This window comes from Arthrobacter monumenti (assembly GCF_054511255.1).
Window position 1 is genome coordinate 34761 of record NZ_JBTNCY010000012.1, and the last position, 25648, is coordinate 60408.

Below are 25648 nucleotides of genomic sequence, written 5' to 3' on the forward strand. Positions count from 1 at the left end.
ACAACCTTTAAGGTGCTTCTAAATACCGTCTGACGCTGGCCCGGAGCTTTTCCGCATGATCATAGATCTCATGTACTGCCGTAACCGGAATACGCGTTTCGGTCTTACTTTCATCGAAGACGCCTAAGTACTTTTGTCCGCGGTTAAAATGAAGCCGTGCGATGGGCTTGCGGTTATTGTCATCGAGCAGCACCGCGAAATAGGTCTTCGCATCCCGCTGAACGACGCGTGTGGGACTCACATCGCTGCACACTATGGCACGGACAATTTGAAAGCCCTCGAGTTCCTCCAGGGTCGTTTCTAGACCGGTTTCGAACAAGTCCTTCTCGACAGTCTCTTCACTCGTCACAGCAGTCGGCGTTTCGGTGTTGTCGGAAATCGCGGAGTTGGGGGCTCCGAGCGCCGTTTTTAGACGCTCATTTACTTGGTCGCTGAGAAACTGCTTGGTCGCCTTGGTCACGAGGACGGTAAACTGCTCACGGACTTTCTGGGTGTAGGGTCCGTCGTAAACCCGAGTGGTAAAGAATTTTATCCAGTCATCCTCGGGCTCTTTGAACTGGGTTCCAATTGTGCGCTTTATCTGGCCAATATATTTAAGCTCCCCCGCCGCGCTAATGATCGAATCCAGATCGAAAACGTCCCTTGAGAGCTTCATCAGCTCCGGGATGAGAGACTCGTCGATGTCGTTCAGGTCAAGCACTAAGAATGGTTTAGCGTCCATGCGATTAGGAGCGTCCAAATCCGTGAAGAATTCATACACCTCACCATTCGTGAGTACCGCTATCCGAGCCTTTGTAACGGCGAAGTATCGGAAAAGCTGAGAAGCGTGCTCGATGCGCAGCGGCTCTTTGGACTTCTTGCACTCGATGAGGATCTGTACGACGCCATCGTGGATGACAGCGTAATCGATTTTCTCGCCTTTTTTCACGCCAACGTCGGCCGTGAACTCCGGCACGACTTCCAGAGGATTGAAAACGTCATAACCTAGGATCGTGGAGATGAACGGCATGACAAAAGCGTTCTTTGTCGCCTCTTCAGTTTCGATCTGTCCCCGCTGCTGGCGGACTTTTGCCGCCAATGCCGTCAAGCGCTCCGTAAACTCCACTGCTTCCCCCTGCATCGAGACCGGTCGACCGCTCATCGGCAAGCGGCTTGTCGTTCCATCACCATATCGCCGATTGTCCTGCCTTTGGCACCTGCCGGCCATGAGCGGTCTCTGACCAAATCAGGCCCTTGGCGCGGCGAAGGCCGTGAGCCTGCAGTCCCGGTCGTCCAGTTCCGCCCATTTCAGGTCGTGCTCCAGAACGCTGATTCCTCCGGTCGGGTAGCTGAGCGCTACGTCGGTGTAGGCTTCCTCCTCCGAATCGTCGGCGGCGAGTCTCAGGGCCAGGGCCTGCACGGCCGGCAGATGCGTGATCACCAGCAGTGACTGCACCGTTTCGGGCACATGGTTGATTAAGGTCAGGATCCGCGTTTCCGAGGCGTCGTAGAGACCATCCTCAAGTTTCGCCGTCGGGGCCTTCTCCCTCAGTTCCTGGCAGATCCAGGTACAGGTTTGGCGTGCCCGCAGCGCTGACGAACAGAGGATGAAGTCCGGCACTGCGTTGTGTTCCACCAGCCACTTGCCCGCTTCCGGCGCGTCGGCGTGGCCCTGATCCGATAGCGGACGCTCATGATCGGTCACATGGCCGGGCATGGAAGCCTTCGAGTGGCGCAGCAGGATCAGCTTCTTCAGGTGGTGTTGGCTCATGCCTACCAGTCTGTCACTGTCGCATTAAAGGCAAGAGCGGTGCGCCGGTTCAGCACCGACGCACCGCAAAATCCTGAAAGCTGCTAGATCGAGTACTCCGGGGCCGCCCAGACGACGACCTCGGGGTGCTCGTAGAAACGGTATCCCTGCCCGCGGACAGTGCGGACAGTGTTCGCGAGCCGTCCCAGCTTGGAGCGCAGGCGGCGGATGTGCACGTCGATCGTCCGCTCATTCGGGATCTCGTCAGCATTCCGCCACAGGCCACTGAGCAGTTCCTCGCGGGCAACGGTGCGCTGACCGTTCTCCACCAAGTAGTTCAGCAGCTCGAATTCCTTGAACGTCAGGTTGAGCGTGTCGCCGTCGAGATGAACCTCGCGGCGGGACAAATCGATCAGCACACCTGTGGGGCGCGGCGCCTGCGGGAGCTGCGGAGAGCGTGCCGGCTCGACCCGGACATTGGCCGCGGTGGGATCGCCAAGAGCGTTGCGGACGACGTCGATATCGCTGCCTGTGGCATCTGCCGGAGCGAGGGCGACGGCGGCGTAGCTTTGCGCATTCGGCACGAGTGACTGGGCATAGGCCCGGATGTCCTGCACCAGTTTTGTCAGCGAGGTGCCATTGGCCGCTGCCGCTTCTTCGTCAAGGCCGACATAGAGAACGAACCCACGGGCTACGTTGTCATTGGCCACTGAGCGGACGGGCGCGGATTGGTCCTCCCCCGCCGGAGCGACAACCTGTGTCGGCGCCGTCATGGGTGAGCTGTCGGAATTGCGCGTTGCTTCCGCAGCCTGCGGCGGCACGGCGCGGAGCGGGCGGTAGCCGGGTTGCTGAGAGTAGGACTGGATTCCGTATCCTGCCCCATACCCGGAGCTGTTGCCTGGCTGCTGCCTTGCATTGGCCCCGGTGTTATTGCGATTGCGGAGGGAGATGTGGACGTATCCGGATGACACTGACATGGTGCTACCTCATTGTGAATGGCCGTCGACGCGGCAAAGAATGCATAATTTTTGCCCACGAAAAACGGGGTGGAAGCCCGCCATTGGGCGAAAAGGAAATTGCCTGGAACCTTTTGGGGTGGAAAGTTAGGCGTGCATTCGACAACAACACATGTCCATGCCAGCGGATGAGCCGGTCCGGATAACTGCGTCAGCAGGTGCTGTTGGGTTGGTGTTCACCCCTAGATTCTGCACCGTAACAAAACCAACGCGCAAGTAACATACGGTCCAAATGTCCACATACTGAGATATTGGGCGCCCAGGTGACCGTTATCACACTAGACGGTGGTCACGCCGTCGTACCGTTTCGCCGTCAGTTGGCGACACCATACAACCTGTCGCCGGCGTCGCCAAGCCCGGGGACGATATAGGCATTCTCGTTGAGGCGCTCGTCGATGGAAGCCAGCACAATGGTCACGTTCTTGCCCTCGAGTTCCGCCTTCAGTGCCTCAAGCCCCTCCGGCGCGGCCAGCAGGCAGATGCACGTAACATCCGCGGCGCCGCGGGCAAAGAGGAACTTGATTGCTTCCCGGAGTGTGCCGCCGGTGGCCAGCATCGGATCGAGGACAAAGATCTGGCGTCCGGTCAAATCCTCGGGCAGGCGCTCGGCATAAGTGATCGCTTCCAGCGTCTCTTCGTTGCGGGCCATTCCCAGAAAACCGACTTCTGCGGTCGGAACCAACCGCGTCATACCCTCAAGCATGCCGAGCCCGGCACGCAGAATCGGCACCACCAGGGGCGTCGGTTTCGTCAACCCGGTTCCGACGGTCCTGGTCACCGGGGTTTCGATCTCCGTCGGTTCAACACGGACGTCGCGGGTGGCCTCGTACGCCAGCAGCGTCACCAGCTCCTCAGTCAGCAGCCGGAACACCGGCGATGAGGTTTCCTTCTGCCTCAGAACGGTCAACTTATGGGCAACAAGGGGATGATCAACTACGAGTACGCGCATGGGTAAAAACCTACCAGCCGTTAAACACGAACGGAGCCGGCCCTTCTCTCGAAGAGACCGGCTCCGCCGGGTGCAACTAGTGCAAACTCAGTGTCCAGGATGCGGGCGGCCCGCCCTGGTTGCTAAGAGGGGTCTTTAGAGGAAGCGGATGTTCGCTGCCTGCAGACCCTTGGGGCCCTGCTGCGTTTCGAATTCAACCTTCTGATCCTCGCGCAGCTCCTTGTAACCCGACGAATCGATAGCCGAGTAGTGGGCGAAGACATCGGCGCTGCCGTCTTCCGGGGCGATGAATCCGAAGCCTTTTTCGCTGTTAAACCATTTAACGGTGCCAGTAGCCATAATTTTGTACTCCTCCAGAGTGGTGATTGGAGATCCCTGATTTTCCGGGACCAACTGCAGCGGTGTTCTTTATCCGCCGTTCAGAGAAGCACAAGCCTCCAGATGGAGGAGCCTGCAGCTAAAAATAAAATGCGTAACACAACAACTACCCTTCAAGCCTACACGCCAAAACTGGAAGCGCTTACCACTCCTCCGCCGGGTGACGGTTTTGTAACGGTAGATAGTGCCTGCCAGCCCGTCGTTCAGCCAAACAAGATAGAGTAGCAGGTATCTACAGGGCATTCGCCCGTTTTCACGGCTGGGAAGTCGGAAGTCAAACTACCCCAGGATCCGTATGAGTATTTCTGCACAATCCAAACTCCGTACGAGCCGCAGTTCGGCCACCAGGCCCGGTTCCGCTGCTGCCAGCAGCTACGCCAATCTAATGCGCACCGTCCGCGACGCAGGCCTGTTGCGCCGTCGACGCTCCTTTTACATTTCGATCTTCGTTGGCCTTGCCATCTCACTTGGCGGCGCCATTACTGGCTTCGTCCTGCTTGGTGACAGCTGGTTCCAGCTCCTAATCGCGGGCGCGTTGGGCGTCCTTTTCACTCAGATGGCATTCCTCGCGCACGAGGCCTCGCACCGCCAGGTTTTCGAGTCCGGGCCGGCAAATGACCGCGCCGGACGCATTCTTGCCAATGCCGCCGTCGGTATCAGTTACCAGTGGTGGATGAACAAGCACACGAGGCACCACTCCAAACCGAACCAGATCGGCAAGGACCCGGACATCGCACCGGACACCATCTCCTTCCTGCCCGAAGATGCAGCCAAGCAGTCGGGCTTCATGGGCTGGTTCACCCGCCGCCAGGGCTACCTGTTCTTCCCCCTGCTGATGCTCGAAGGCATCAACCTGCACGTCACGTCCATCCGATCGCTGTTCGCCAAGGGCAACGTCAAGGGCCGCAAGCGCGAGATATCAGTGGTGTTCGCCCGGTTGGGTCTGTACGTAGGCGCGATCTTCGCCTTCCTGCCCGTGGGTATGGCGTTCGCCTTCATCGGCGTCCAGCTGGCCGTTTTCGGTGTCTACATGGGCGCATCGTTCGCCCCGAACCATAAGGGAATGCCGGTACTGCCGCATGACAGCAAGGCCGACTTCCTCAGCCGTCAGGTGCTGACCAGCCGGAACATCACCGGCGGCAAGTTCATTGATTCGCTGATGGGCGGCTTGAACTACCAGGTGGAGCATCACCTGTTCCCGAACATGCCGCGGCCGAACCTGGCCAAGGCCAGCGAGATTGTGCGTGAATACTGCGCCGATCACAAGATCGCCTATACGGAGACCTCGCTGCCCAAGTCCTATGGGATTGTGGTCCGTTACCTGAATGAGGTCGGCCTGTCAGCGCGTGATCCGTTTGACTGCCCGATGATCTCGCGGTTCCGCCGGCAGTAGTCCGGTCAGGGGCCGGGCCACACAAACAGAAGACTTATTACGAAAGCGGCACAAATTTGTGCCGCTTTCGTCGTTAACGTTGGGTTTCGCGGCCCCTACTGCCCAAAACCTGCAGGCGCTCCCCGCCCGTCCAGCAGTGGTCCAACGGGCGGACCAATAGGGAACGGCCCAGGACATCCGGCAGACTGGACTATATGGAACGCTACGCCGACTGGATGGGCCTCGCCCTGGACGAGGCCCGCCGGGCGCTGGAGACCGGCGATGTACCCATCGGAGCAGTCGTCTTCGGCCCAGACGGCCAGATCCTGGGCACAGGGCGTAACGAGCGGGAAGCGGAAGCAGACCCAACCGCGCATGCCGAGATGCTCGCAATCCGTGAGGCCGCCCAGAACCTCGCCAGCTGGCGGCTGGAGGATTGCACCCTGGTCGTGACGCTCGAGCCCTGCACCATGTGCGCAGGCGCGATCGTGCTCTCCAGAATTCCGCGCGTGGTCTTTGGCGCCTGGGACGAGAAGGCCGGGGCCGCCGGTTCGGTCTTCGACGTGCTGCGCGAACGACGCCTGAACCACTGGGTTGAGGTCTATGCCGGAGTCCGTGAGGAGGAATGTGCCGCCCTGCTGAAGGAATTCTTCGCTGGTCATAGGTAGTGGTAGTCCATTTTCTTCACAGGCGCGCAATGCACTCGCACGAAGGGCGGCGGCATTTTGGGCTCCGGGGCCCTGACCGGGTAAAGTAGCGGAGTTGGTGACGTGTCCGAGCGGCCGAAGGTGCAACACTCGAAATGTTGTTTGGTGAAAGCCAACGTGGGTTCAAATCCCACCGTCACCGCCAAGAAAAGGTCCCGTTTCCCTTGTAAAGAGAGGGAAGCGGGACCTTTTGCTTTGCCACAAATGCTTGCCACGGATGTTTAGGGCAAACTGGTGGTGTGAGCGGAATCCGATGGGTGCTGCACGTCGATCTCGACCAGTTCATAGCGGCTGTCGAAGTGCTCCGGCGGCCGGAGCTTAGAGGTAAGCCGATCATTGTCGGCGGCAGAGGCGACCCCACCGAACGGGCTGTGGTGTCGACGGCATCCTACGAGGCCAGGGTGTTCGGAGTGGGTTCTGGAATGCCCTTACGCATTGCAGCCCGGAAAGTCCCCGATGCTGTGATTCTGCCCGTCGATCACGAGGCTTACCTTGCAGCTTCCGACATGGTGATGGCTACCCTGCGCGCGCAGTCCGGCGCCACCGTGCAGGTGCTGGGTTGGGATGAAGCCTTTGTAGGGACAGAGACAGAGAACCCGGAAGCCTACGCCCGGCAGGTGCAGTCCGCCGTCTTGGCGCGAACGCAGCTTCATTGCAGCGTGGGCATCGGCGACACCCTGGTTCGAGCCAAGATCGCCACGGGTTTTGGTAAACCGGCGGGCGTCTTCCGTCTCACTTCCGGGAACTGGCTCGACGTCATGGGTGGCCGGCCCACCAAGGACCTGTGGGGCGTCGGGACCAAAGTGTCAGCCCGGCTGGCCAAACTCGGGATCAACACAGTCGCCGAGCTCGCCGCCTCCGACCCCCAAGACCTTGTGCCGGAGTTCGGACCGAAGATGGGGCCCTGGTACGCAGACCTTGGACGCGGGGACGGCACCAGTGTTGTGGACGACACCCCGTGGGTTGCCCACGGTCATAGCCGGGAGACTACCTTCCAACGCGATCTGACCGAACCGGGCCAGGTGGACGACGCCGTGAGGGAGCTGACAGCGCGGGTCCTTGAGGATGTTGCGGCCGAAGGACGGCCGGTGGTTGGGCTGACCCTCAAGGTTCGGTACGCACCGTTCTTCACCAAGACCCACGCGCGGAGGATTCCCGAGACCTCCGACCGGAAAGAGATCCTGGCCCGGGCCTTGGACCTCGCAGCCGGAATCGAAGCGGGCCGTCCTATCCGGCTCCTGGGCCTGCGGGCCGAAATGGCAATGCCCGGCGACGCCAGAAAGGGACACACGCCGACCCGTAGTGGCTGGTGACGACGGCGCCGCAATCTTTAAAGTAGTACGGCGGCCACACCCAGTTGGTGCGGCCGCCGTAATTATGCGGAGAATACTCCAGGAAAGAGTGGTTACCGGGTGGTGACGCTTTCCTTCTCGACCGGAGCGGAATCCGGGAACTCGACGCGGCGGACCGCTTCGTCGAACTCTGCTTCGATCTCTGCGTTTTCCTTGAAGGTGAACTTACTCACGACAACCGCAACGATCACGTTGAGCAGGAAGCCGGGAACGATCTCGTACATCACGTCGGCCAGCGGGGAGTTGCCCCAGGTGAAGACGACGACAGCACCGGCGATCATGCCGGACAGTGCACCCGCGGTGCTGAACTTCCTCCAGTAGAGCGCCAACAGGATTGTCGGACCGAAGGAGGCACCGAAGCCTGCCCAGGCGAACGCCACGAGAGCCAGGATGGACTCGTTGCGGCCGGAGGCCAGGATGATCGCAATGATCGCCACAGTGAGCACACCCAAGCGCCCGAGGACAACACCCTGTCGCGGCGTCAGCGTCTTCTTGGCGATCATGTTGTACAGGTCCTCCACCAGAGCGGAGGAGCTGACGACCAGCTGCGAAGAGATGGTGCTCATGATCGCGGCCAGAACAGCGGCCAGGACGATACCAGCGACGAACGGGTGGAAGAACACCTGAGCCAAGGCCAGGAACACTGCTTCCGGATCCTCCAGGCTCAACTGCGGGTTCTGCTGGTAGTACGCGACACCGACCAGTGCGGTCAGGGTGGCGCCGATGACGGTGATGAGCATCCAGCCGATACCGATCCGGCGGCCGGCCTTGGCATCTTTGGTGCTGCGAAGTGCCATGAACCGGACGATGATGTGCGGCTGGCCAAAGTAACCGAGCCCCCATGCCGCGGCGGAAATGATGGCTAGCACCGAAGTACCGGCGACAAGGTTCATCATGGAGTCGTCAACCTGGCTGACCGAGTCAACCATGCCGGTGAAGCCGCCGACCTGGGTCAGGCCAATAATCGGAACGACGATCAGAGCAATCAGCATCAGGCAGCCCTGCGCGACGTCGGTGAAGGTTGCACCCATGAACCCGCCGAAGAGGGTGTAGGCGATGGTCACACCGGCAACCACGATCATGCCGACCGTGTAGTTGGAGTTGAAGGAACTCTCAAAGAAGGTTCCGCCAGCCACCATGCCCGAGGAGACGTAGAAGGTGAAGAACGCCAGGATGATGACCCCGGAAACGATCCGGAGCAGGCGCGACTTGTCTTTGAGCCTGTTCTCGAGGAAGCTCGGCACCGTGATGGAGTTGTTTGAAACCTCGGTGTAGCTGCGCAGTCGCGGCGCGACGAACTTCCAGTTCAGCCATGCGCCGATGGTCAGGCCAATGGCGATCCAGGCGCTGCCCAGACCGGAGAGGTAGATGGCGCCCGGCAGACCCATGAGCAGCCAGCCGGACATATCCGAGGCGCCGGCGCTCAGTGCGGCGGTGCCTGGCCGGAGTCCACGGCCTGCAAGCATGTAGTCGTCGAGGTCACTGGTCTTCTTGTATGCGTACCAGCCGATACCCAGCATGGCGAGCATGTAGATCACCATAGCCAGAATCTTAAACGTCTGGTCAGTCATAAATGTCCTTCCGTATCTGACGGGAGTGCTTTGATGGCAGCATTTCTGGGAAAGTGCTGTGTGCAGCCGCCTACTATTCCAAGGATCCACACAGGTTGGCTAATTACGTGAGTTGGCTCACAGCTGCGGCTCTTGACAAAAAACCGATTCAGGGGGTTAATCCCACCGCTGCCGCGAGTTCCGTGATCGCCGTTACGGAGAAGTCGGGGGCGCTGAAATGAGCGGGGTATTCCGCACCCGTCCGGTTGACCCATGCGGTTTGGAATCCGGCCCGTGATGCGCCGTCGATATCCCAGGGATGAACGGCGACGAGCAGCATATTGGCGGGGTTTTCGCCGAGTGAATTGGCGGCATATTCGTAGGACGCCCGCGCCGGTTTCCACGTAGCGGCATCCTCCACCGACAGCAACGTTTCAAAATGGTTCCGGACACCGGCAGAAGTGAGCAACTGCTCCGATATTGCCACCGCCCCGTTGGTCAAGGTGATCAACCGCGCGCCGGCCTCCTTCAGTCCGGTCACCCCGTCGACCACGTCGGGATGCACAGGCAGCGAGCCGAAGCCCTGCAGAACATGTTCGACGGCGTCATCCATCCTCCGGTTCAGAGGCACCGTGTTGAGCACATTACGAAGAACACCATCGGCGATGGCGGAGAACTTCTCCCTGGTCCCGGCAGCCGCAAGGGCAAAGCCGTCGCGGAGAACGCCGGCGAACCACAGGTCGGCCAGGTACTCAGGCGCCCCGACGTCGTCGAACTTTGTTTTGAGTGGAGAGGTGTCGGAGAGAGTTTCATTGACGTCGAAGACAATGACGGTTGGTGGTTGACTCATGGTGGCTCCTTCGATCCGCGGTTTACATCACAATATCTGCGCTGATCGATAGAGTGGACCTAGCGACCAGTGCAGAGCCGGGGGCTCGCCGAAAGGACCACGCCGATGAAGCGCAAACGCAGCAGTTCCACCGACAACCTGGAGCCCGGTACGGTGCATCTGGCGGGAAAGGTCCGGCACCGGCCGGCTGTCTCCAGCGTATGGTCGGACAGTCTGGGTAGGGTGGCCATGCGCACCCTTCAGATCCTGCTCATTCTGACACTGGCGATCGCTGCCGTCTACGCACTAATCCAGTTGAAGCTGGTGGTCATTCCGCTACTGATAGCACTGCTGCTGGCCGCCGCGATCAGCCCGCTGGTGAATTTCATGCGGCGGAGGAATGTTCCCAAAGTGCTGGCGACCTGGATTGCGTTGCTGACTTCGGTGGCCTTTCTGGGCGGGATCATCACCGCGATAATCTTTGCCGTCCGGAGCCAGTGGGACGAACTCGTTTCCAACGCCTCCCAGGGACTCGATCAGCTACAGCAATTCATCGTCAGCGGCCCGTTGCCCATTGACGCCCAGCAACTGACCCAGGCGCGCGAAGCCGCCATCGACTTCATCACCAGCAGCCAGTTCGGCAACAGTGCGATCGCGGGCCTGAGTGTCTTCACGTCCATGGTCACCGGTCTACTGCTGACCGTCGTCGTCCTCTTCTTCTTTTTGGAAGATGGGAAGGAAATCTGGGAATTCTTCCTTAGGCCGCTGCGGGGTCAACAACTGGCCCGGGCCCAGCGGATCGGGGACAGTTCCATGGTGGTGATGGGCGGCTACGTTCGTGGGACCGCGCTCATTGCACTGGTGGATGCGGGCGCGATTGGCTTGGCCCTGCTGTTTCTGGGAGTTCCGCTGGCCCTGCCGCTGGCTGTCATTGTGTTCCTGGGCGCGTTCATTCCTATTATCGGTGCCACCATTGCCGGGGCGTTGGCCGCGCTGGTGGCGCTCGTGACCAACGGCCCGTTGGTGGCCCTGATCGTGGTGATCGTCATCATCGGCATCCAACAGATCGAAGGCAACCTGCTGCAGCCGCTCATCATGAGCCACACGGTTAAGCTGCATGCTCTGGTCATTCTGCTCGCGCTGGCCGCGGGAACGATTCTGGGCGGCATCGTTGGCGCGATCCTGGCCGTTCCGATGACGGCTGTCGCCTGGACGGTTATCAAAGTCTGGAATGTGCCGGACCGGGAGGAGACGCCATCAAGCGAACCGGACCGCAGCAGCGAAGAACAGGCAGTCTGACCCGTAAGCAGTCCACCGAGTCACATGAGTCAATTCCGTCACACAGGTTACAAACCTGCACCAATTGTCTGAACAGCGTCAAAAGTAGTTGACTCGGGCACGCGCTGCCTCCAAGGTATTGCTATGACTATCCGAGGCTGGGAACGCAGCACCCTTGCAGCGGCCGCATCGGTCGCCGTCGTGATGGGCTTGACTGCCTGTGGACCAACGTCTGAACCTGCCGCGCCCGAAACCACCGAATCCGGCAGCAGTTCCTCGGCGGAGGCCAGTCCCAAGGACGCGGAGCCGATGCCGGAGGAAGAAGCCGCAGAATCCGATGCGCCCGCCACCGGGTCCGCTTCGGAGAATAACGACGACGGCGGGGGCGGGGGCCACAGCCAGCAGCCGGCGGAAGGTGACGATGCCGCCGTCGACAATCAAGAAGATGCACAAGCCGAGGCGCCGGCGGAGTCCAAACCTGACAGGGATGACAACGACCCGGCCCTGTGCGATGCCGCCGACCTGACCGGCAGCATTGAGGAAATCCGGGGCGGCGCGACGGCCGGAAGTGTTTATCGCGGCCTGGAAGTTACCAACACCAGCGCCGACCCTTGCGTGCTCGCAGGCTTCCCCGGAGTGTCCTACGTCGACGCCGGTGGGAACCAGATTGGCACTCCGGCAGCACGCAGTACCTCGGAACCTGCGGTGTCCATCGACCTGCAGCCCGGTGAATCCGCCATGGCAACGCTGAAGCAGACCAAAGCAGCCAATTATGGCGATCAGTGTGAGCAGGTCGAAGCATCCGGACTGCGCGTATACCCGCCCAGCGCCTACGATTCCCTGATCGTCCAGCAGAACATCATGGCATGCGCGGATCCCCTGATAGAACTCATGACGATCGGGTCCTTCCAGCCCGCGGAGTAGCCGAGCCGCCCCCGCCGCCGATAATGTCGGCAGCGTGGGAGATGATAAGGCTATGAACTCGCCGCTGGCCGGATTTACGCAGGCGACCCGGGAGTGGTTCCTGGGTGCTTTCGCCGCGCCGACGACGGCCCAAGAGGGCGCGTGGGATGCGATCTCGGCCGGTTCCAACGCCCTGGTGGTCGCCCCGACCGGATCGGGCAAGACGCTGGCGGCGTTCCTGTGGGCGCTGGACCGGCTGGTGGCCGCGGATGCCGCGAATACCGAGGCGGGCAATGCATCGAACACCGAGGTGGGTGATGAACCTCCTGCGGGTAAGGAACCTACCGCCGGCAAGGAACGCCAGGGCAAGCAACAGCAGCAAAAACGCAGCACGAAAGTGCTCTACATTTCCCCGCTCAAGGCACTCGGCGTCGACGTCGAACGCAACCTGCGTTCCCCGCTGATCGGCATTGCGCAGACCGCCAAGCGGCTCGGCGTGGATCCTCCGCATGTCAGTGTTGGTGTCCGTTCCGGCGACACAACCCAGTCGGAACGCCGCGCGCTGCTGTCGAGGCCGCCGGACATACTAATTACGACGCCGGAATCGCTGTTCCTGATGCTCACCTCGCAGGCGCGGGCCACTTTGGCCGGCGTAGACACCGTCATTGTTGATGAGGTGCACGCCGTCGCCGGGAGCAAACGCGGCGCCCACCTGGCCCTCAGCCTGGAGCGGCTGGACGCCCTGCTGCCTAAACCCGCACAGCGGATCGGCCTCTCCGCCACTGTGGAACCGCACGAAACTGTAGCCCGGTTCCTCGGTGGGAACGCGCCGGTGGCCATCGTCGCGCCGGAGTCGAACAAGCGGTGGGACATCACCGTCTCCGTTCCGGTGCCGGACATGACGGAACTCGGGGTGGCGCCGTCCAGCGATGAACCGGAGATCGGCGCGCCGCCGCAGGGTTCGATCTGGCCGCATGTGGAGGAGCGGATTGTCGACCTGATCACGGCCAAGCGGTCCAGTATCGTTTTCGCAAACTCCAGGCGCCTGGCCGAGCGCCTCACGGCGCGGCTGAATGAGATCCATGCGGACCGCACTGCCCTGGCGGACACCTCTGTTTGGGATGAGACTTCGGGTCCCCCGGCGGAGATCATGGCGCAGGCCGGATCGACCGAAGGAGCCGAGCCGGTGCTGGCGCGGGCGCACCACGGATCCGTCAGCAAGGACCAGCGCGCCATGATCGAGGATGACCTGAAATCCGGGCGGCTGCGCTGCGTGGTGGCGACGAGCAGCCTGGAGCTTGGCATCGATATGGGCGCCGTCGACCTGGTCGTCCAGGTGGAATCACCGCCATCGGTGGCCAGCGGCCTGCAGCGTGTGGGCCGGGCTGGCCACCAGGTCGACGAAGTTTCCCAGGGCGTGCTGTTTCCTAAACACCGCGGCGACCTGGTGCATGCCGCCATCACGGTCGAACGCATGCTTTCCGGGAAGATCGAACCGCTTTCCATCCCGGCGAATCCGCTCGATATCCTCGCCCAACAAACGGTGGCCGCGACCGCACTGGAGAGTATCGACGTCGAGGAATGGTTCGACACGGTCCGCCGGTCCGCGCCGTTTGCCTCCCTCCCCCGCTCCGCCTTCGACGCCACCCTCGACCTGCTGGCAGGTCGCTACCCGTCGGACGAGTTTGCCGAACTGCGTCCGCGCATCGTGTGGGACAGGGTGGACGGCACGATCACCGGCCGCCCGGGAGCGCAGCGGCTTGCCGTTACGTCCGGTGGAACCATTCCCGACCGTGGTCTCTTTGGGGTGTATTTGGTCGGCAGCGACGACGGCTCGAAGGGCAAGGCGCCGGGCGGCAGGCGAGTCGGCGAGCTCGATGAGGAAATGGTCTACGAGTCGAGGGTAGGAGACGTCTTTGCCCTTGGCGCGACCAGCTGGCGCATCGAAGACATCACCCACGACCGGGTCCTGGTATCGCCGGCGTATGGCCAGCCCGGGAAACTGCCGTTCTGGAAAGGCGACAGCCTCGGCCGCCCAGTAGAGCTGGGCCGGGCGCTGGGCTCGTTCGTCCGGGAACTGTCCAGCGCCAGCACCGAGACGGCGATGCAACGTTGCCGGAGCAATGGCCTGGATGACTGGGCCGCCGACAACCTGCTGGCCTACCTCACTGAGCAAGCCCAGGCGACCGGTCAGGTGCCCAATGACCGGACCCTCGTCGTCGAACGTTTCCACGACGAGCTGGGCGACTGGCGGGTGGTGCTGCATTCGCCGTTCGGGATGCCCGTACATGCGCCGTGGGCGTTGGCGGTCGGCGCGCGGCTGCAGCAGCGTTATGGGATGGACGGCTCTGCAATGGCGTCCGACGACGGGATCGTGCTGCGGGTGCCGATGATGGACGATGAGCCACCCGGAGCGGAGCTGTTCATCTTCGAGGCCGATGAGCTGGACGCCATCGTCACCGCGGAGGTCGGCGGTTCGGCGCTGTTCGCCTCGCGTTTCCGCGAATGCGCGGCCCGGGCCCTGCTGCTCCCACGACATAATCCCGGCAAGCGATCCCCGCTCTGGCAGCAACGCCAACGTTCGGCCCAGCTGCTCGACGTCGCACGCAAATACCCCACGTTTCCGATCGTGCTCGAAACCGTCCGCGAGTGCCTGCAGGATGTCTACGACCTACCAGCATTGAAGGAGCTCGCCGCGGGCATCGAACGGCGCGAGCTCCGCGTTGTCGAAACCACGACCCAGCAGCCGTCACCGTTCGCGCGGTCGTTGCTTTTCGGTTACGTCGCTTCGTTCCTCTATGAGGGCGACAGCCCGCTGGCCGAGCGCCGTGCCGCAGCGCTCTCGCTGGATCCGGCGATGCTCGCCGAACTGCTCGGCCGGGCGGAACTGCGCGAACTGCTCGACGTCCAGGTCATTGAACAGACCGAGCTGGAGCTGCAGCGCCTGGCCGAGGACCGGAAAGTGCGGGGTCTTGAGGGGGTCGCCGATCTGCTGCGTTTATTGGGACCATTGACGACGGCGGAGGTCGCCGCCCGCCTGTCAGCTGGGGAAGCGTCTGGTCCGGCCGAGCTATCCGGCACCACTGAAGCGACGACCGGAGGCGACTCCGACCGTTCAGATTCCGCCGACGTAGCGGGTTCGCTGCGAGGTAGCGGGTTGCAACACGCTACCTCGACGGAAAGTACCTACCCCGACGCAGCGTCACGGGCTCAGGCCGACGCAGAGGCACGGGCTCAGGCACACGCGGAGTCGCAAGCTCACGAGCACCTGGCTGAACTGGTGAAAACCAACCGCGCGCTCCGGGTCAACATCGGAGGGGCCGAACAGTGGGCGCCGGTGGAAGACGCCGCCCGGCTGCGCGACGCCTTGGGCACACCCTTGCCGATGGGCGTTCCACTCGCATTCATCGAACCGGTCGCGGATCCGCTGGGAGACCTGATCGGACGGTATGCCCGCACCCATGGACCGTTCACCAGCAGCGAAGCCGCCGCCCGGCTGGGACTGGGAATCGCCGTCGTCGAAACCACTCTGCAGCGCCTCGCCACCGACGGCCGGGTTGTGGAGGGAGAGTTCCGTCCGTCGGAATCACCCGCCGCCGGACACACACCGGCAAGTTCCGAGTGGTGCGACGTCGAAGTCCTGCGCAAGCTCCGGCGCCGCTCCTTGGCCGCCCTGCGCCACGACGTCGAACCCGTTGATCCTGCCACCTATGGCCGGTTCCTGCCCGCCTGGCAAAACGTCAATGCCTCCGGAAAATCCAATCAATTGCGCGGGCTCGACGGCGTCGCAACAGTGATCGACCAGCTCTCCGGTGTTCCCGTTCCTGCTTCGGCATGGGAACCGCTGGTGCTCGCCTCCCGGGTCAGCGACTATTCGCCGGCCATGCTTGACGAACTGATGGCGACCGGCGAAGTCCTTTGGTCCGGCGCCGGGTCCATTCCCGGCAACGACGGCTGGATCAGCCTCCACCTGGCGGAAACCGCGCCGCTGACGCTCAATCCCGCCGCCGGCCACGAACCGTCCGCCCTCCAGCTCGCGATCCTGGACTTCCTCGCCTCCGGCGGCGCCTACTTCTTCCGGCAATTGGCAGACGGGGCGACCACGGCCGCGGCGGCAATGAACGCTGCGGACCCGACGGCGGCAAGGGACGCGGCTGCGGCAACGGATGCGACGGCGACAAAGGGTGCCATGGGAGTAGCCCGCGGAGGAACAACCGGAGACTCGAGCGCACGAGTTCCAGGTGACGACGCCGTCGTCGAAGCCTTATGGGATCTCGCCTGGGCCGGGCGGATCAGCAATGACACCTTCACACCGGTCCGGACCATGCTGGCGGGAGGCCGCACCGCCCACAAGCAGCGTGCCGCGGCACCCCGGGTCAGGTCCCTTCGGCACGGCAGGCGTGGCTCGCTGTCCGGACGTGGGCTGACCAACCGCAATCTTGCCGGCCAATCCGAACCGGCCGCCGGCGGTCCCGGTGCACGCCGTTCGCCGCCCATCGTCGGGGGCCGCTGGTCGCTGCTGCCTGAGCCAGAGGGCGACACCACCGTTCACGCGCACGCCACGGCGGAACTGCTGCTGGACCGGTACGGAATTCTCACCCGTGGGGCGGTCGGCGCCGAAGGAATCCCCGGCGGTTTCGCGCTGCAGTACAAGGTGCTTTCCGGGCTGGAGGAAATGGGCCGCTGCCGGCGCGGTTACTTCATCGAATCCCTGGGCGCCGCGCAGTTCGCGCTGCCCTCCACCGTCGACCGGCTGCGGTCCTTCAACGAAGACGCGCAGCTGCACAAACAGGAACCTTCCGCCGTTGCGCTGGCGGCAACCGACCCGGCGAATCCCTATGGCGCGGCGCTGCCTTGGCCGCCGACCGACAGCGGCCACCGGCCCGGGCGCAAGGCCGGAGCCATGGTCGTGCTGGTTGACGGCGCACTGACCCTGTATGTGGAACGCGGCGGCAAAACCCTGCTCTCATTCACCGACGACGTCGAATCCGTCACCCCGGCTGCCGCTGCGCTGGCGGGCACCGTCCGGCGGGGAGCGGTGGACAAACTGGCGATAGAGAAGGTGAACGGAACCGACATTCTCGGCACGGCCGTTGGCGATGCACTCGAAACGGCCGGCTTCTACACCACTCCCCGTGGCCTGCGGATCCGAAAATGAGGTGGACCGATGCCTGAAGGGGACACCGTCTGGGCTGCGGCACAACGCTTGAACGCCGCCCTCGCCGGACAGAAGCTGACCCGTACGGACTTCCGGGTGCCGCGCTATGCCACCGTGGATCTGTCCGGCCGGACCGTGACGGAGGTGCTGGCGCGGGGAAAACATCTGCTGATCCGGCTTGGAGATGCCACGGACGATGGCGATGCGGCTGCCAATGGCGGCTCCATGAGGGCAGCCACCGGGCCCGTCACCATCCACTCGCATCTGAAAATGGAAGGCAGCTGGCATGTCTACCGCTCCGGCGGAAAGTGGCGCCGGCCCGCCTTCACCGCCCGGGCCGTGCTCGCGACCGGCACAGTCACCGCCGTCGGATTCTCACTTGGAACCCTCGAGGTGCTGGCACGCAGCGACGAGGACAAAGCGGTCGGGCATCTCGGCCCGGACCTGCTGGGGCCGGACTGGGAAGCCGACGAGGCGGTCCGGCGGCTCCGGACCGATCCAGCCCGGGCTATTGGACTGGCGCTGCTCGACCAGCGGAATCTGGCCGGCATTGGCAATGTCTACCGCAGTGAAATTTGTTTTCTCACTGGCGTCCACCCCGGCGCCGCGGTAGCAGAAGTGCCCCGGCTTGAACGTATGGTCGATACATCCCAGCGGCTGCTGCAGGTAAACCGGAACCGGAGCATCCGTATCACGACGGGATTCGCGGCGGCCCGGGGGGCGGAAGGGCTGTGGGTCTATGGCCGGGCAGGCAAGCCCTGCCGCCGTTGCGGAACGTTGGTTGAACACGGCCGCCTGGGCGACGCAGCCACCACCGCCAGGGACATTTACTTCTGCCCGTTCTGCCAGCCGCCGTCTTCCAGCGGGCAGGTGGACACTTCCGGTACCGGGTGAAAATATGGGACCAGCGGCACCGGGTGGGACTTTCGGTCCGCCCTGAAGCGCTTTCCCGGCCAGCGAAGGATGCACTCCGACATGAATCAGCAGCCAGAAGCAACGACTGATAACACCTTCGTCGAACTCAACGAGAACGAGAGCCGGTACGAAATCAAGGTCGACGGCCGTTATGCCGGTTTTGCCGAGTACCGGGAATCATCAACCGAAATCGCCTTCACCCATACCGAAACCTTTGAGGAATTCGCCGGGCAGGGCCTGGGCAGCACACTGGTCGCCGGCGCTCTTTCCGACGCGGCCACCCGCGGCAAGACACTTGTCCCGTACTGCCCGTTCGTCGCAAAATACATCAAGCACAACCCGGAGGCCGCTCCGGATGTCCGCTGGCCGAATTCACCGCGGATGAAGTAAAGATACGGAATAATTTCCCCGGTTGCCCTGTTCGATTACATAGATGCAAAAGCATGAAGATATCGGAGATCAGGAAGAGAAGATTCCCATGGGTGAAAAGCGGATTGCAGTGGTTTCGGCCGGACTCAGCGAACCGTCGTCGAGCCGGATGCTGGCAGATCAGCTGGCGTCGGATACCAGGAAGCACCTCGAGGCCGCCGGCGGGCAGGTCAATGTCGAGGTCTTCGAGCTGCGGGATCTCGCCGTCGACATCGCCAACAACTTTGTGGCTGGCTTCGCCTCCCCCAGGCTGGCTGCGGCAATTGATGCCGTGCTCGCTGCCGACGGGGTGATTGCCGTCAGCCCGATCTTCTCCGGTTCCTACAGCGGACTCTTCAAGTCGTTCTTCGACGTGATCGACAATAAGACCCTGACCGGCAAACCGATGATTCTGGGCGCAACCGGAGGAACTGCGAGGCACTCACTGGCCTTGGAGTACGCGTTGCGTCCGCTGTTCCAGTACCTGCGGGCGAATGTTGCCCCGACGTCGGTCTACGCCGCTCCCTCCGACTGGGGAAATGGCGACGCCACCGTCGACGGATTGGCGGACCGCACCGACCGCGCGGGCAGTGAACTCGCGGCCCTCATCGGGCAGACGGTCCCCGTCCAGCGGCGGGCAGCGGATGACGAGCGCTCCTTCGAGGAACTGCTCGCCGGCCAAAGCACGTCCTAGGTCCGTTCCGCCGGCACCAGCGCGGGCTGCCGGCTTCCGTCCCGTTGCATGGCGACGACGGCGACGACGTTCGCCAGCGTGATCATGGCGATCGCCGCCAACTCCAGCGGCGCCAGTGACTCGGCCAGAAGGATAAAGCCGGCCAGCGCGGCGAGGACCGGATTGACGCTGACCATAAGTGCGTACAGTCCGGGCGGCATCCGGCGGAGCACAAAGATATCAGCGGCGTACGGCAAGGCTGAGGAAAGAATTCCGGCCAGCACGCCGAAGCCGAGCACCGCCGGAGTCACGGCGTCGAAATCAACGACGAAAACTGCGATCGGAACGAAGATGACCGCAGACGTCGCGGCCGCGATGGCGGGGGCCTGGAGACCTGGCAGACTCGCCCCGGCCGCGCGGTTGACCAGGATGTAACCGGCCCAGCATGCTGCGGCTGCCAAACCCAGGGCGATGCCGATCAGGTCGTTGCTGGCCTGCGGACCGGCAAGGACAAAAACCCCGGCTCCGGCGGCGACGGCGCAAACTGCGTTGACCGCGCGGCGGGAGGAAATCAGCGCCAGTGCTAGTGGTCCGAGGAACTCCAGCGTGACCGCCAGTCCAAGACCGATCCGCTCTATCGAGAAGTACAGGGTCAGATTCATCATTCCCATCACCAAACCGAGGGCAATGCCCAGAGCCAGCTGACTTCGGGTCAGGCTCCGCAGCGGTGGCCTGCCCAGCGGCAGGTGGACCGCCGCCATGACCAGTTGCCGCAACGCGATCACTCCCACCGGGCCGAGCACCGGAAACAGGCTGGCACCGACGGCAGCCCCGAGCTGCTGGGAGGAAGCACCGGCAATCAGGACGTTGATCCCGGACGTACTGCTCTTTCCTGAGGTTCCATGCAGGCCGGAACGCCGACGGTGAACTAAAGCGGTCATGCAGACAGTTGAACTCCGGAAGCCGCCGTCGTAAAAATGCATTCCGCGCTGGATCTATACACTTGGGTTATGCATGTGGAACTGCGGCATTTGCGGGCGCTGGTGGCGGTCGCCGATGAAGGAACATTCACCGACGCGGCCATCTCTTTGAAGGTCTCGCAGGCCGCCATTTCCCGCAGCATTGCCCAATTCGAAGCCATACTCGGTGCCCGCCTGCTCAACAGGTCCTCGCGCCGTCTCGACTTCACCGAGCCCGGCAACGAGGTGCTGCTGCGTGCCCGCCGTGCACTGCGCGATATTGACTCACTTCCGCTCCTGGCCCAGGCGACGACCTTGCGGGTGGGTTATGCCTGGTCCGGGCTGGGGCTGAGGACCCGCCGGCTCTACACTCTCTGGGAGGCGAAGTTTCCCGGCGTCGAACTCATCCTGAGCCATCACAACAGCCCCACGGGAGGTATTGCTGAAGGCATCAGCGATGCCGCCATTGTCCGCGGCGACCCGGACCGCGCCGGTTACCGCCTGCACCGGGTCGGCTCCGAACGGCGCGTCTGCGCAGTACCCCGCCAGGATGAGTGGTCCCGACGGCGCAGCGTCACCCTTATGGAAATAGCATCCCGGCCGTTGGCGCTGAACAGGAAAACCGGAACGACGACGGAGGTCCTGTTTCCGGCGTCGGAACCACTGCGGATTGTCGAGACCGTCGACACCGACCATTGGCTGGAGACGATCGCGATGGGCAAGGCCGTCGGTGTGACCTCCGAAGCCACGGCCGCGCACTTTCCACGCCGCGATGTCCGGTACGTTCCGGTGAAGGATGCACCCGGGATTCCGGTGTGGGTGATGTGGCCGGAGGACAACCTTCATCCCTACGTGGAGCGACTGGCGGCCCTGATCGAGGAGGTCTACCTGGCTAACCCCGGCGGATTGAGCGGCCGGTAGACTTGTGCGGTGATGACATCCCCTCTGCCCGTCCGTAACGGCGTGAACGCGACCCGTTTGCGCCTGCCGGACGAGGGGCACTGGGAGACCGCGATGGAGTACGTCCTCAAGCGGTTCAACCATGTTGATCCGGACGGAATCGTGGAGCGGTTCGAGCGCGGCGAGGTGGTCGGCGTCGGGGGCGTTCCGGTCACACCGCAGACGCCGCTGAACGAGCACACCTTCATCTGGTATTACCGCGAGCTCCCCGAAGAGCGCCGCATACCGGTCGAGCTCGACATCCTGCACCAGGACGAGAACCTGCTGGTCGTGGACAAACCGCACTTCCTGCCCACGACGCCCGGGGGCATGTTCGTGGCCGAATCGGCGTTGGTCCGGCTGCGTGTGCTGCTCGATCTGCCGGACCTGGTTCCCATCCACCGCCTGGACAGGATGACAGCGGGCGTCCTCCTCTTCTCCGTCGACCCGCGCACCCGGGGGAAATACCAGACCCTCTTCGAGCACCGCAAGGTCCGCAAGACGTACGAGGCCGTCGCTCCGCTGAACCCGGACCTCGAGCTGCCCGCAACGGTCCGCAGCAGGATGTTCAAGTCCCGGACATATCTGCTGTCCCAGGAAATCGAGGGCGAACCGAACGCCGAAACCAGGATCGAATTACTTGACTCGCACCAGGGGCTCGGCCGATACCGGCTGGAACCCCACACGGGCAAGACGCACCAGCTCCGGGTGCATATGGCCTCGCGGGGAATCGGCATCCTCAACGACCGCTTCTACCCCACCCTGCTGGAAGAAGCTCCGGACGATTTCGACAAACCCCTGCAGCTGCTGGCCCGGTCCATCGAATTCACCGACCCGCTGTCCGGGACATCTGTTCAGTACAACAGCCGGTTACAGCTTCGTGAATTCGGGAGCCATCCCGTCTCCCGCCCATAGCTTTCCCAGCGGCCTACCAGTTACATTTGAAACGTGGACTTCATGAGCTTGGGCGCCTGGCATCCAGCTTTCTATTTCCTAATAGTTCCGCTGGTGGTCATCGACGCTGCCATTCCTGCAGTGCCATCCGAGATTTTCGTTGTCACCACCGGAGCGCTCGCCGCGGCCGGCCAGCTTAACGTAATTGTCGCCGTCGTTCTCGCCGGATTGGGAGCGTGGCTTGGCGACGCCCTCGTCTATTTCCTGTTCAAGAAGAAGCTGTCGCGTTTCCTCGACCGTTTCAAATGGGGGCGCGCCGTCCACCGGGCCATCCTGAAGGCGGCGAATAAAGGCGGATCGTCCTCGACGTACGCAGCCATCATCGCCGGCCGCTTCATACCAGCAGGCAGAACAGCAACGATGGCGGCAGCCGGCATGGCGCATGTGCCTACCAAAGGCTTCCTGCTGGCCGACGCCGTGGGGTCGCTGATGTGGGGTGGCTGGATGGTGGGGCTCGGCTACCTGACCGGATCCACCACCGATCTCCCCTGGTGGGCCAGCGCGGTGATCGGCGTCGGCGTTGGGATCGTCGTCGGGGTTCTCATCGCCAGCGGTGTGGGCCTCAAATCCGCCTGGGAGAACCGCCGCAACGGTGGAGTCACGCCTCAGGAGTCGCCGGACGCGGAAGACCGCGACCTGCTCGCATCAGGTCCCCGCCGCTGACCTTTCCCTCATTCGCTGAGGACCACCTAGACCGGTTCCCAGCGGCCGCGGTTCCGGCGCAGCACTCCCAGCCTCCCGACGTCGGCCACCTGCTGGACAGCATGGCGCATGTTGGTTGCGGCCTGGCAAGCGGCGTCGTTCTCATCCGCATCGGTGCTCGTCTCCACCATGAAGCGCACGGTAATCCGCGGGATACCGGCGACGACATCGAGGTGGTGCGCCTCGATAAGGTGCGCCGACCCAACCGCTGCGGTGGCGCTTTCCATCACGTCCTCCGGACGATGACCCGGACGGAGCTCGAGGATACTAAGCAGGGCGCGGAACGACGGCATGAGACCAGTGTGCCACCGCCCTCCCATGTTCACAGCCTTCTTTTTAGTCGCTACCTTTGCTCATGGCAGAACCTTCACCGGTCTACTGCACGCGGATGGCTATTTTGCCACGGACGTGTCCACCCATACTGAGCTCGAACGCCTTGGCTGCGTCCTTGAGCTCGAACGTCTCTGTCAGCACGGGCGTGACCTTTCCGGCCTCGACCAGTTCCGTCAACGCCGCCAGGTCCTCAGGGTCTGGCCGGACAAACACGTAGTGCCCGCCCATCTCTTTCACCCCTGGGTTCACCACCGAGACCACACGGCCGGGAGTCCTGAGCAGTTCCACGCTCGGCGCAAGTTCATCTCCGCCGGAAAGGTCCAAAATAGCGTCGATTCCGTCCGGCGCCAGTGCCTTGAACCGGTCAACCGCGCCCTCGCCGTAACTGGTTGGTTCGGCGCCCAGATCCTTGAGGAAGTCGTGATTGCGCTCCGACGCCGTCGCAATGACGCGGGCTCCCTTGGCGCGGGCGATCTGGACTGCGTACGTCCCGACTCCACCGGAGCCGCCATGAATGAGCACGGTGTCGCCGTCGGAGACCTGCAGGAAGTGGACCAGGGACTGGTACGCAGTCAGCCCGGTCAGTGGGATGGTCGCGGCCTGCTCCCAGTTCACGTTTTCCGGCTTCCGGGCCAGGGTCCGGACCGGTGCGGCCACCTGCTCGGCAAAGGTGCCGTGGCCGATGACGTCCATCCGGACATAGCCGATCACCTCGTCGCCGGGCTGGAATTCCTCGACGGCGGGACCCGGTGTTTTGACGACGCCGGCGAGATCCCAGCCGGTAATGACCGGGAAGTGCGCGTAACTCATGGAGTCCAGGTAACCGCCCATAACGGCCCAGTCGACGGGGTTGACCGAGCTCGCCTTGATGTCGACGAGCACAGTGTCCGGTCCCAGCTTTGGTTCCGGTTGTTCGCCGTACTTCAGGACCTCCGGCCCGCCGAATGCTTCGTAGTACGCAGCCTTCACAGCTTCCTCCTCGAGATTGATCGGATCGTTCCTGCCGGGAACCGCCGATTTGTCAGACATATTCCCTGCATGTCTGTTCTCCCCCGACATGTACCTCTATGCGTATTCCCGGACGTAGTCGGCGTGTACGGCTTCCCAAGAGGGATAAAGATCCTCCCACCAATGCGGCCAGTCAACCGACCGGCCCTGCAGCGCCTCCTGCAGATGGTCCAGATGCGTATGCCATCCTGCCACGCTCATCAGTGCCTGCTCCCCCACCGCGTTGACCACATTCGTGAACTTCAGGCGGGTGCCAGCACCGCCGTCGTCGTCCGTGGGTTCCAATTCCCAGCGCAGCAGCCCGTGCGCCTGATTGTTGTAGACCAACAGGTTCGGTGGCTCGATCTGCAGGATCCGCCCTTCCCACCACTCGAGATCTTCCTCGGGAACGTTGCGCCATCGCAGGTTGAAGGCGCCGCCGACCTGCAGTTCTCCGTCCGACTCCGCCAGCCACTTGATGGTTTGCTCCGGCCGGGTCAACGCCGCCCACACGTCCTCCACAGGGTAGGCGTACACCCGCTCAAAGGTCAGCGCACTCCGCTCGTCATCGATCTGCTCGACCCCTCCGAGCGGATGCCGCGCCATGTCCCTATTCAGGTTTTCGTTGCCCACACTGGTGCCTTTCGACGTCGTCGTCGTTCTTCTCCTGTTGACTCTACTGACGATGCCAAACTTGTTCCACGGTTTTCGACCGGTCAGAATTGACCCATGCCCGCTGATCAACAGGAATTGTCCACCGCCGAAGCTGAATGGGCCGAGTGGCACCGCAAGCGGGAGGAGACGCTGGCATCCCAGCATGGCTGGCTCACGCTGACGTCTTTCCAGTGGTTGCCCAGCGTTCCGGAACAGTTGGAGGGGCTGCCGGGGTTGTGGCGGAGCGATGGAACGACGGCGGCGCTGACGACCGACGGCGCGGAGCACTTCAGCATTGCCAATCCTTCCGCCGAATCCGCGCAGGTCACCGGCCAGCATGTCAGTGGCACCATCACCGCGCAGTTGTCCAACGGTGAATCGCTGATGTGGCTGCGGAACGGCGAACTAATGATTGAACTGGCAATGCGTTCGAACCGCTACGCCGTGCGGATCCGCGACCCTCGCGCTGCAACACTGAGAGAGTTCGACGGCGTGCCGACGTTCGACTTCTCACCGGGCTGGGTGGTGCCGGCGCGGTTCACGCCGCACGACGAACCCCGCACCGAACCGGTCAAGTCCGCGCGGCACGACGTGACGATTCCTGTTACAGCGGTCGGCGACGTGCTTTTTGAGTTCGACGGCGGAACGCACCGGCTGGCTGCCTCGGCGGGCGCGGACGGTGGGCTGAGGCTGAACTTCCACGACCAGACCAATGGCGTGACGACGGCGGCATGGCGCTTCGTCGAAACCGGTCCGCCGGCGGAGGACGGCTCCGTGACGATCGACTTCAACCGCGCAATCAACTATCCGTTCAGCTTCACCGACTTCGGCGCTTGCCCGGCCCCGATGCGGGTCAATTCGCTCGAGCTGGCCGTTGAAGCAGGCGAAAAGGCGCCGCACTGA

General features: G+C 62.9%; 24 protein-coding genes and 1 tRNA gene. 14 read left to right on the forward strand and 11 right to left on the reverse strand.

All coding sequences use genetic code 11. From position 1 onward, the window contains the following. Positions 1-7: 7 nt before the first annotated feature. The 5 genes from ACX80B_RS16205 to ACX80B_RS16225 form a co-directional block, all read right to left on the reverse strand. The gene (locus ACX80B_RS16205; RefSeq protein WP_459298139.1) at positions 8-1105 is read right to left on the reverse strand and encodes a type I restriction endonuclease; all 1098 of its coding nucleotides are present in this window, start codon (positions 1103-1105) and stop codon (positions 8-10) included. Between the two features lie 120 nt (positions 1106-1225). Further along, positions 1226-1750, reverse strand: a complete 525-nt coding sequence (locus tag ACX80B_RS16210) for a SixA phosphatase family protein (protein WP_459298038.1) — start codon at positions 1748-1750, stop codon at positions 1226-1228. Positions 1751-1833: 83 nt separating this feature from the next. Then, on the reverse strand, positions 1834-2706 hold the full coding sequence (locus ACX80B_RS16215; RefSeq protein ID WP_459298040.1) for a winged helix-turn-helix domain-containing protein: 873 nt from the start codon (positions 2704-2706) through the stop codon (positions 1834-1836). A gap of 352 nt (positions 2707-3058) precedes the next feature. Further along, on the reverse strand, positions 3059-3694 hold the full coding sequence (gene upp, locus ACX80B_RS16220) for a uracil phosphoribosyltransferase (RefSeq protein WP_459298042.1): 636 nt from the start codon (positions 3692-3694) through the stop codon (positions 3059-3061). A 135-nt stretch (positions 3695-3829) separates the two neighbouring features. Further along, the gene (locus tag ACX80B_RS16225) at positions 3830-4033 is read right to left on the reverse strand and encodes a cold-shock protein (RefSeq protein WP_026534619.1); all 204 of its coding nucleotides are present in this window, start codon (positions 4031-4033) and stop codon (positions 3830-3832) included. Between the two features lie 334 nt (positions 4034-4367). Between ACX80B_RS16225 and ACX80B_RS16230 the strand changes: the two genes are divergently transcribed. The 4 genes from ACX80B_RS16230 to ACX80B_RS16245 all read left to right on the forward strand — a co-directional run bounded on the left by ACX80B_RS16230 (position 4368) and on the right by ACX80B_RS16245 (position 7464). Beyond that, positions 4368-5465 (forward strand): fatty acid desaturase family protein, encoded by a 1098-nt coding sequence (locus tag ACX80B_RS16230; RefSeq protein WP_459298044.1) that lies wholly within the window; start codon positions 4368-4370, stop codon positions 5463-5465. A gap of 194 nt (positions 5466-5659) precedes the next feature. Next, complete coding sequence (gene tadA / locus ACX80B_RS16235; RefSeq protein WP_459298046.1) at positions 5660-6112, forward strand: tRNA adenosine(34) deaminase TadA; 453 nt, start codon at positions 5660-5662, stop codon at positions 6110-6112. Positions 6113-6208: 96 nt separating this feature from the next. Next, positions 6209-6296 (forward strand) — tRNA-Ser (locus ACX80B_RS16240). Positions 6297-6390: 94 nt separating this feature from the next. Further along, positions 6391-7464 (forward strand): DNA polymerase IV, encoded by a 1074-nt coding sequence (locus ACX80B_RS16245; protein ID WP_459298048.1) that lies wholly within the window; start codon positions 6391-6393, stop codon positions 7462-7464. A 92-nt stretch (positions 7465-7556) separates the two neighbouring features. Here the strand turns inward: ACX80B_RS16245 and putP are convergent, their stop codons facing one another. Both putP and ACX80B_RS16255 read right to left on the reverse strand, forming a co-directional pair. After that, complete coding sequence (gene putP, locus ACX80B_RS16250) at positions 7557-9074, reverse strand: sodium/proline symporter PutP (protein WP_459298050.1); 1518 nt, start codon at positions 9072-9074, stop codon at positions 7557-7559. 148 nt (positions 9075-9222) lie between these two features. Then, complete coding sequence (locus ACX80B_RS16255) at positions 9223-9903, reverse strand: haloacid dehalogenase type II (RefSeq protein ID WP_459298052.1); 681 nt, start codon at positions 9901-9903, stop codon at positions 9223-9225. 105 nt (positions 9904-10008) lie between these two features. Here ACX80B_RS16255 and ACX80B_RS16260 point away from each other — a divergent pair, with 105 nt between their 5' ends. From ACX80B_RS16260 to ACX80B_RS16285, 6 genes are all read left to right on the forward strand, one after another. After that, on the forward strand, positions 10009-11181 hold the full coding sequence (locus ACX80B_RS16260) for an AI-2E family transporter (protein WP_459298054.1): 1173 nt from the start codon (positions 10009-10011) through the stop codon (positions 11179-11181). A gap of 123 nt (positions 11182-11304) precedes the next feature. Beyond that, positions 11305-12084 carry a DUF4232 domain-containing protein gene (locus ACX80B_RS16265; RefSeq protein WP_459298055.1) on the forward strand — a complete coding sequence of 260 codons (780 nt, stop codon included), beginning with the start codon at positions 11305-11307 and terminating at the stop codon, positions 12082-12084. Positions 12085-12136: 52 nt separating this feature from the next. Next, complete coding sequence (locus ACX80B_RS16270; protein ID WP_459298141.1) at positions 12137-17221, forward strand: Lhr family ATP-dependent helicase; 5085 nt, start codon at positions 12137-12139, stop codon at positions 17219-17221. Positions 17222-17230: 9 nt separating this feature from the next. Next, complete coding sequence (locus ACX80B_RS16275; RefSeq protein ID WP_459298057.1) at positions 17231-18115, forward strand: DNA-formamidopyrimidine glycosylase family protein; 885 nt, start codon at positions 17231-17233, stop codon at positions 18113-18115. A gap of 81 nt (positions 18116-18196) precedes the next feature. Continuing rightward, positions 18197-18526 (forward strand): GNAT family N-acetyltransferase, encoded by a 330-nt coding sequence (locus ACX80B_RS16280; RefSeq protein WP_459298059.1) that lies wholly within the window; start codon positions 18197-18199, stop codon positions 18524-18526. Between the two features lie 43 nt (positions 18527-18569). Further along, positions 18570-19238, forward strand: coding sequence for an FMN reductase (locus ACX80B_RS16285; RefSeq protein WP_459298061.1), 669 nt, complete (start codon positions 18570-18572; stop codon positions 19236-19238). Here the strand turns inward: ACX80B_RS16285 and ACX80B_RS16290 are convergent. Beyond that, positions 19235-20158 (reverse strand): EamA family transporter, encoded by a 924-nt coding sequence (locus ACX80B_RS16290; protein WP_459298062.1) that lies wholly within the window; start codon positions 20156-20158, stop codon positions 19235-19237. The two genes, ACX80B_RS16285 and ACX80B_RS16290, sit on opposite strands and share 4 nt — an antisense overlap. 69 nt (positions 20159-20227) lie before the next feature. On the opposite strand from ACX80B_RS16290, the gene ACX80B_RS16295 reads away from it, so the two are divergent. Genes ACX80B_RS16295 through ACX80B_RS16305 form a run of 3 tightly spaced genes read left to right on the forward strand, consistent with a single transcriptional unit; the run spans position 20228 to position 22732 of the window. Then, positions 20228-21097, forward strand: coding sequence for a LysR family transcriptional regulator (locus ACX80B_RS16295; RefSeq protein WP_459298064.1), 870 nt, complete (start codon positions 20228-20230; stop codon positions 21095-21097). 12 nt (positions 21098-21109) lie between these two features. Beyond that, positions 21110-22030 carry a pseudouridine synthase gene (locus ACX80B_RS16300; protein WP_459298143.1) on the forward strand — a complete coding sequence of 307 codons (921 nt, stop codon included), beginning with the start codon at positions 21110-21112 and terminating at the stop codon, positions 22028-22030. A gap of 42 nt (positions 22031-22072) precedes the next feature. Then, positions 22073-22732, forward strand: a complete 660-nt coding sequence (locus ACX80B_RS16305) for a DedA family protein (protein WP_459298145.1) — start codon at positions 22073-22075, stop codon at positions 22730-22732. Between the two features lie 26 nt (positions 22733-22758). Here the strand turns inward: ACX80B_RS16305 and ACX80B_RS16310 are convergent, their stop codons facing one another. From ACX80B_RS16310 to ACX80B_RS16320, 3 genes are all read right to left on the reverse strand, one after another. Further along, positions 22759-23064 carry a hypothetical protein gene (locus ACX80B_RS16310; protein ID WP_459298066.1) on the reverse strand — a complete coding sequence of 102 codons (306 nt, stop codon included), beginning with the start codon at positions 23062-23064 and terminating at the stop codon, positions 22759-22761. A gap of 82 nt (positions 23065-23146) precedes the next feature. Then, entirely contained in the window at positions 23147-24073 is a 927-nt protein-coding gene (locus ACX80B_RS16315) for an NADP-dependent oxidoreductase (RefSeq protein WP_459298147.1), read from the reverse strand. Positions 24074-24169: 96 nt separating this feature from the next. Continuing rightward, complete coding sequence (locus ACX80B_RS16320; protein WP_459298068.1) at positions 24170-24724, reverse strand: SRPBCC family protein; 555 nt, start codon at positions 24722-24724, stop codon at positions 24170-24172. A gap of 96 nt (positions 24725-24820) precedes the next feature. Between ACX80B_RS16320 and ACX80B_RS16325 the strand changes: the two genes are divergently transcribed. Further along, positions 24821-25648, forward strand: coding sequence for a DUF1684 domain-containing protein (locus ACX80B_RS16325; protein WP_459298070.1), 828 nt, complete (start codon positions 24821-24823; stop codon positions 25646-25648).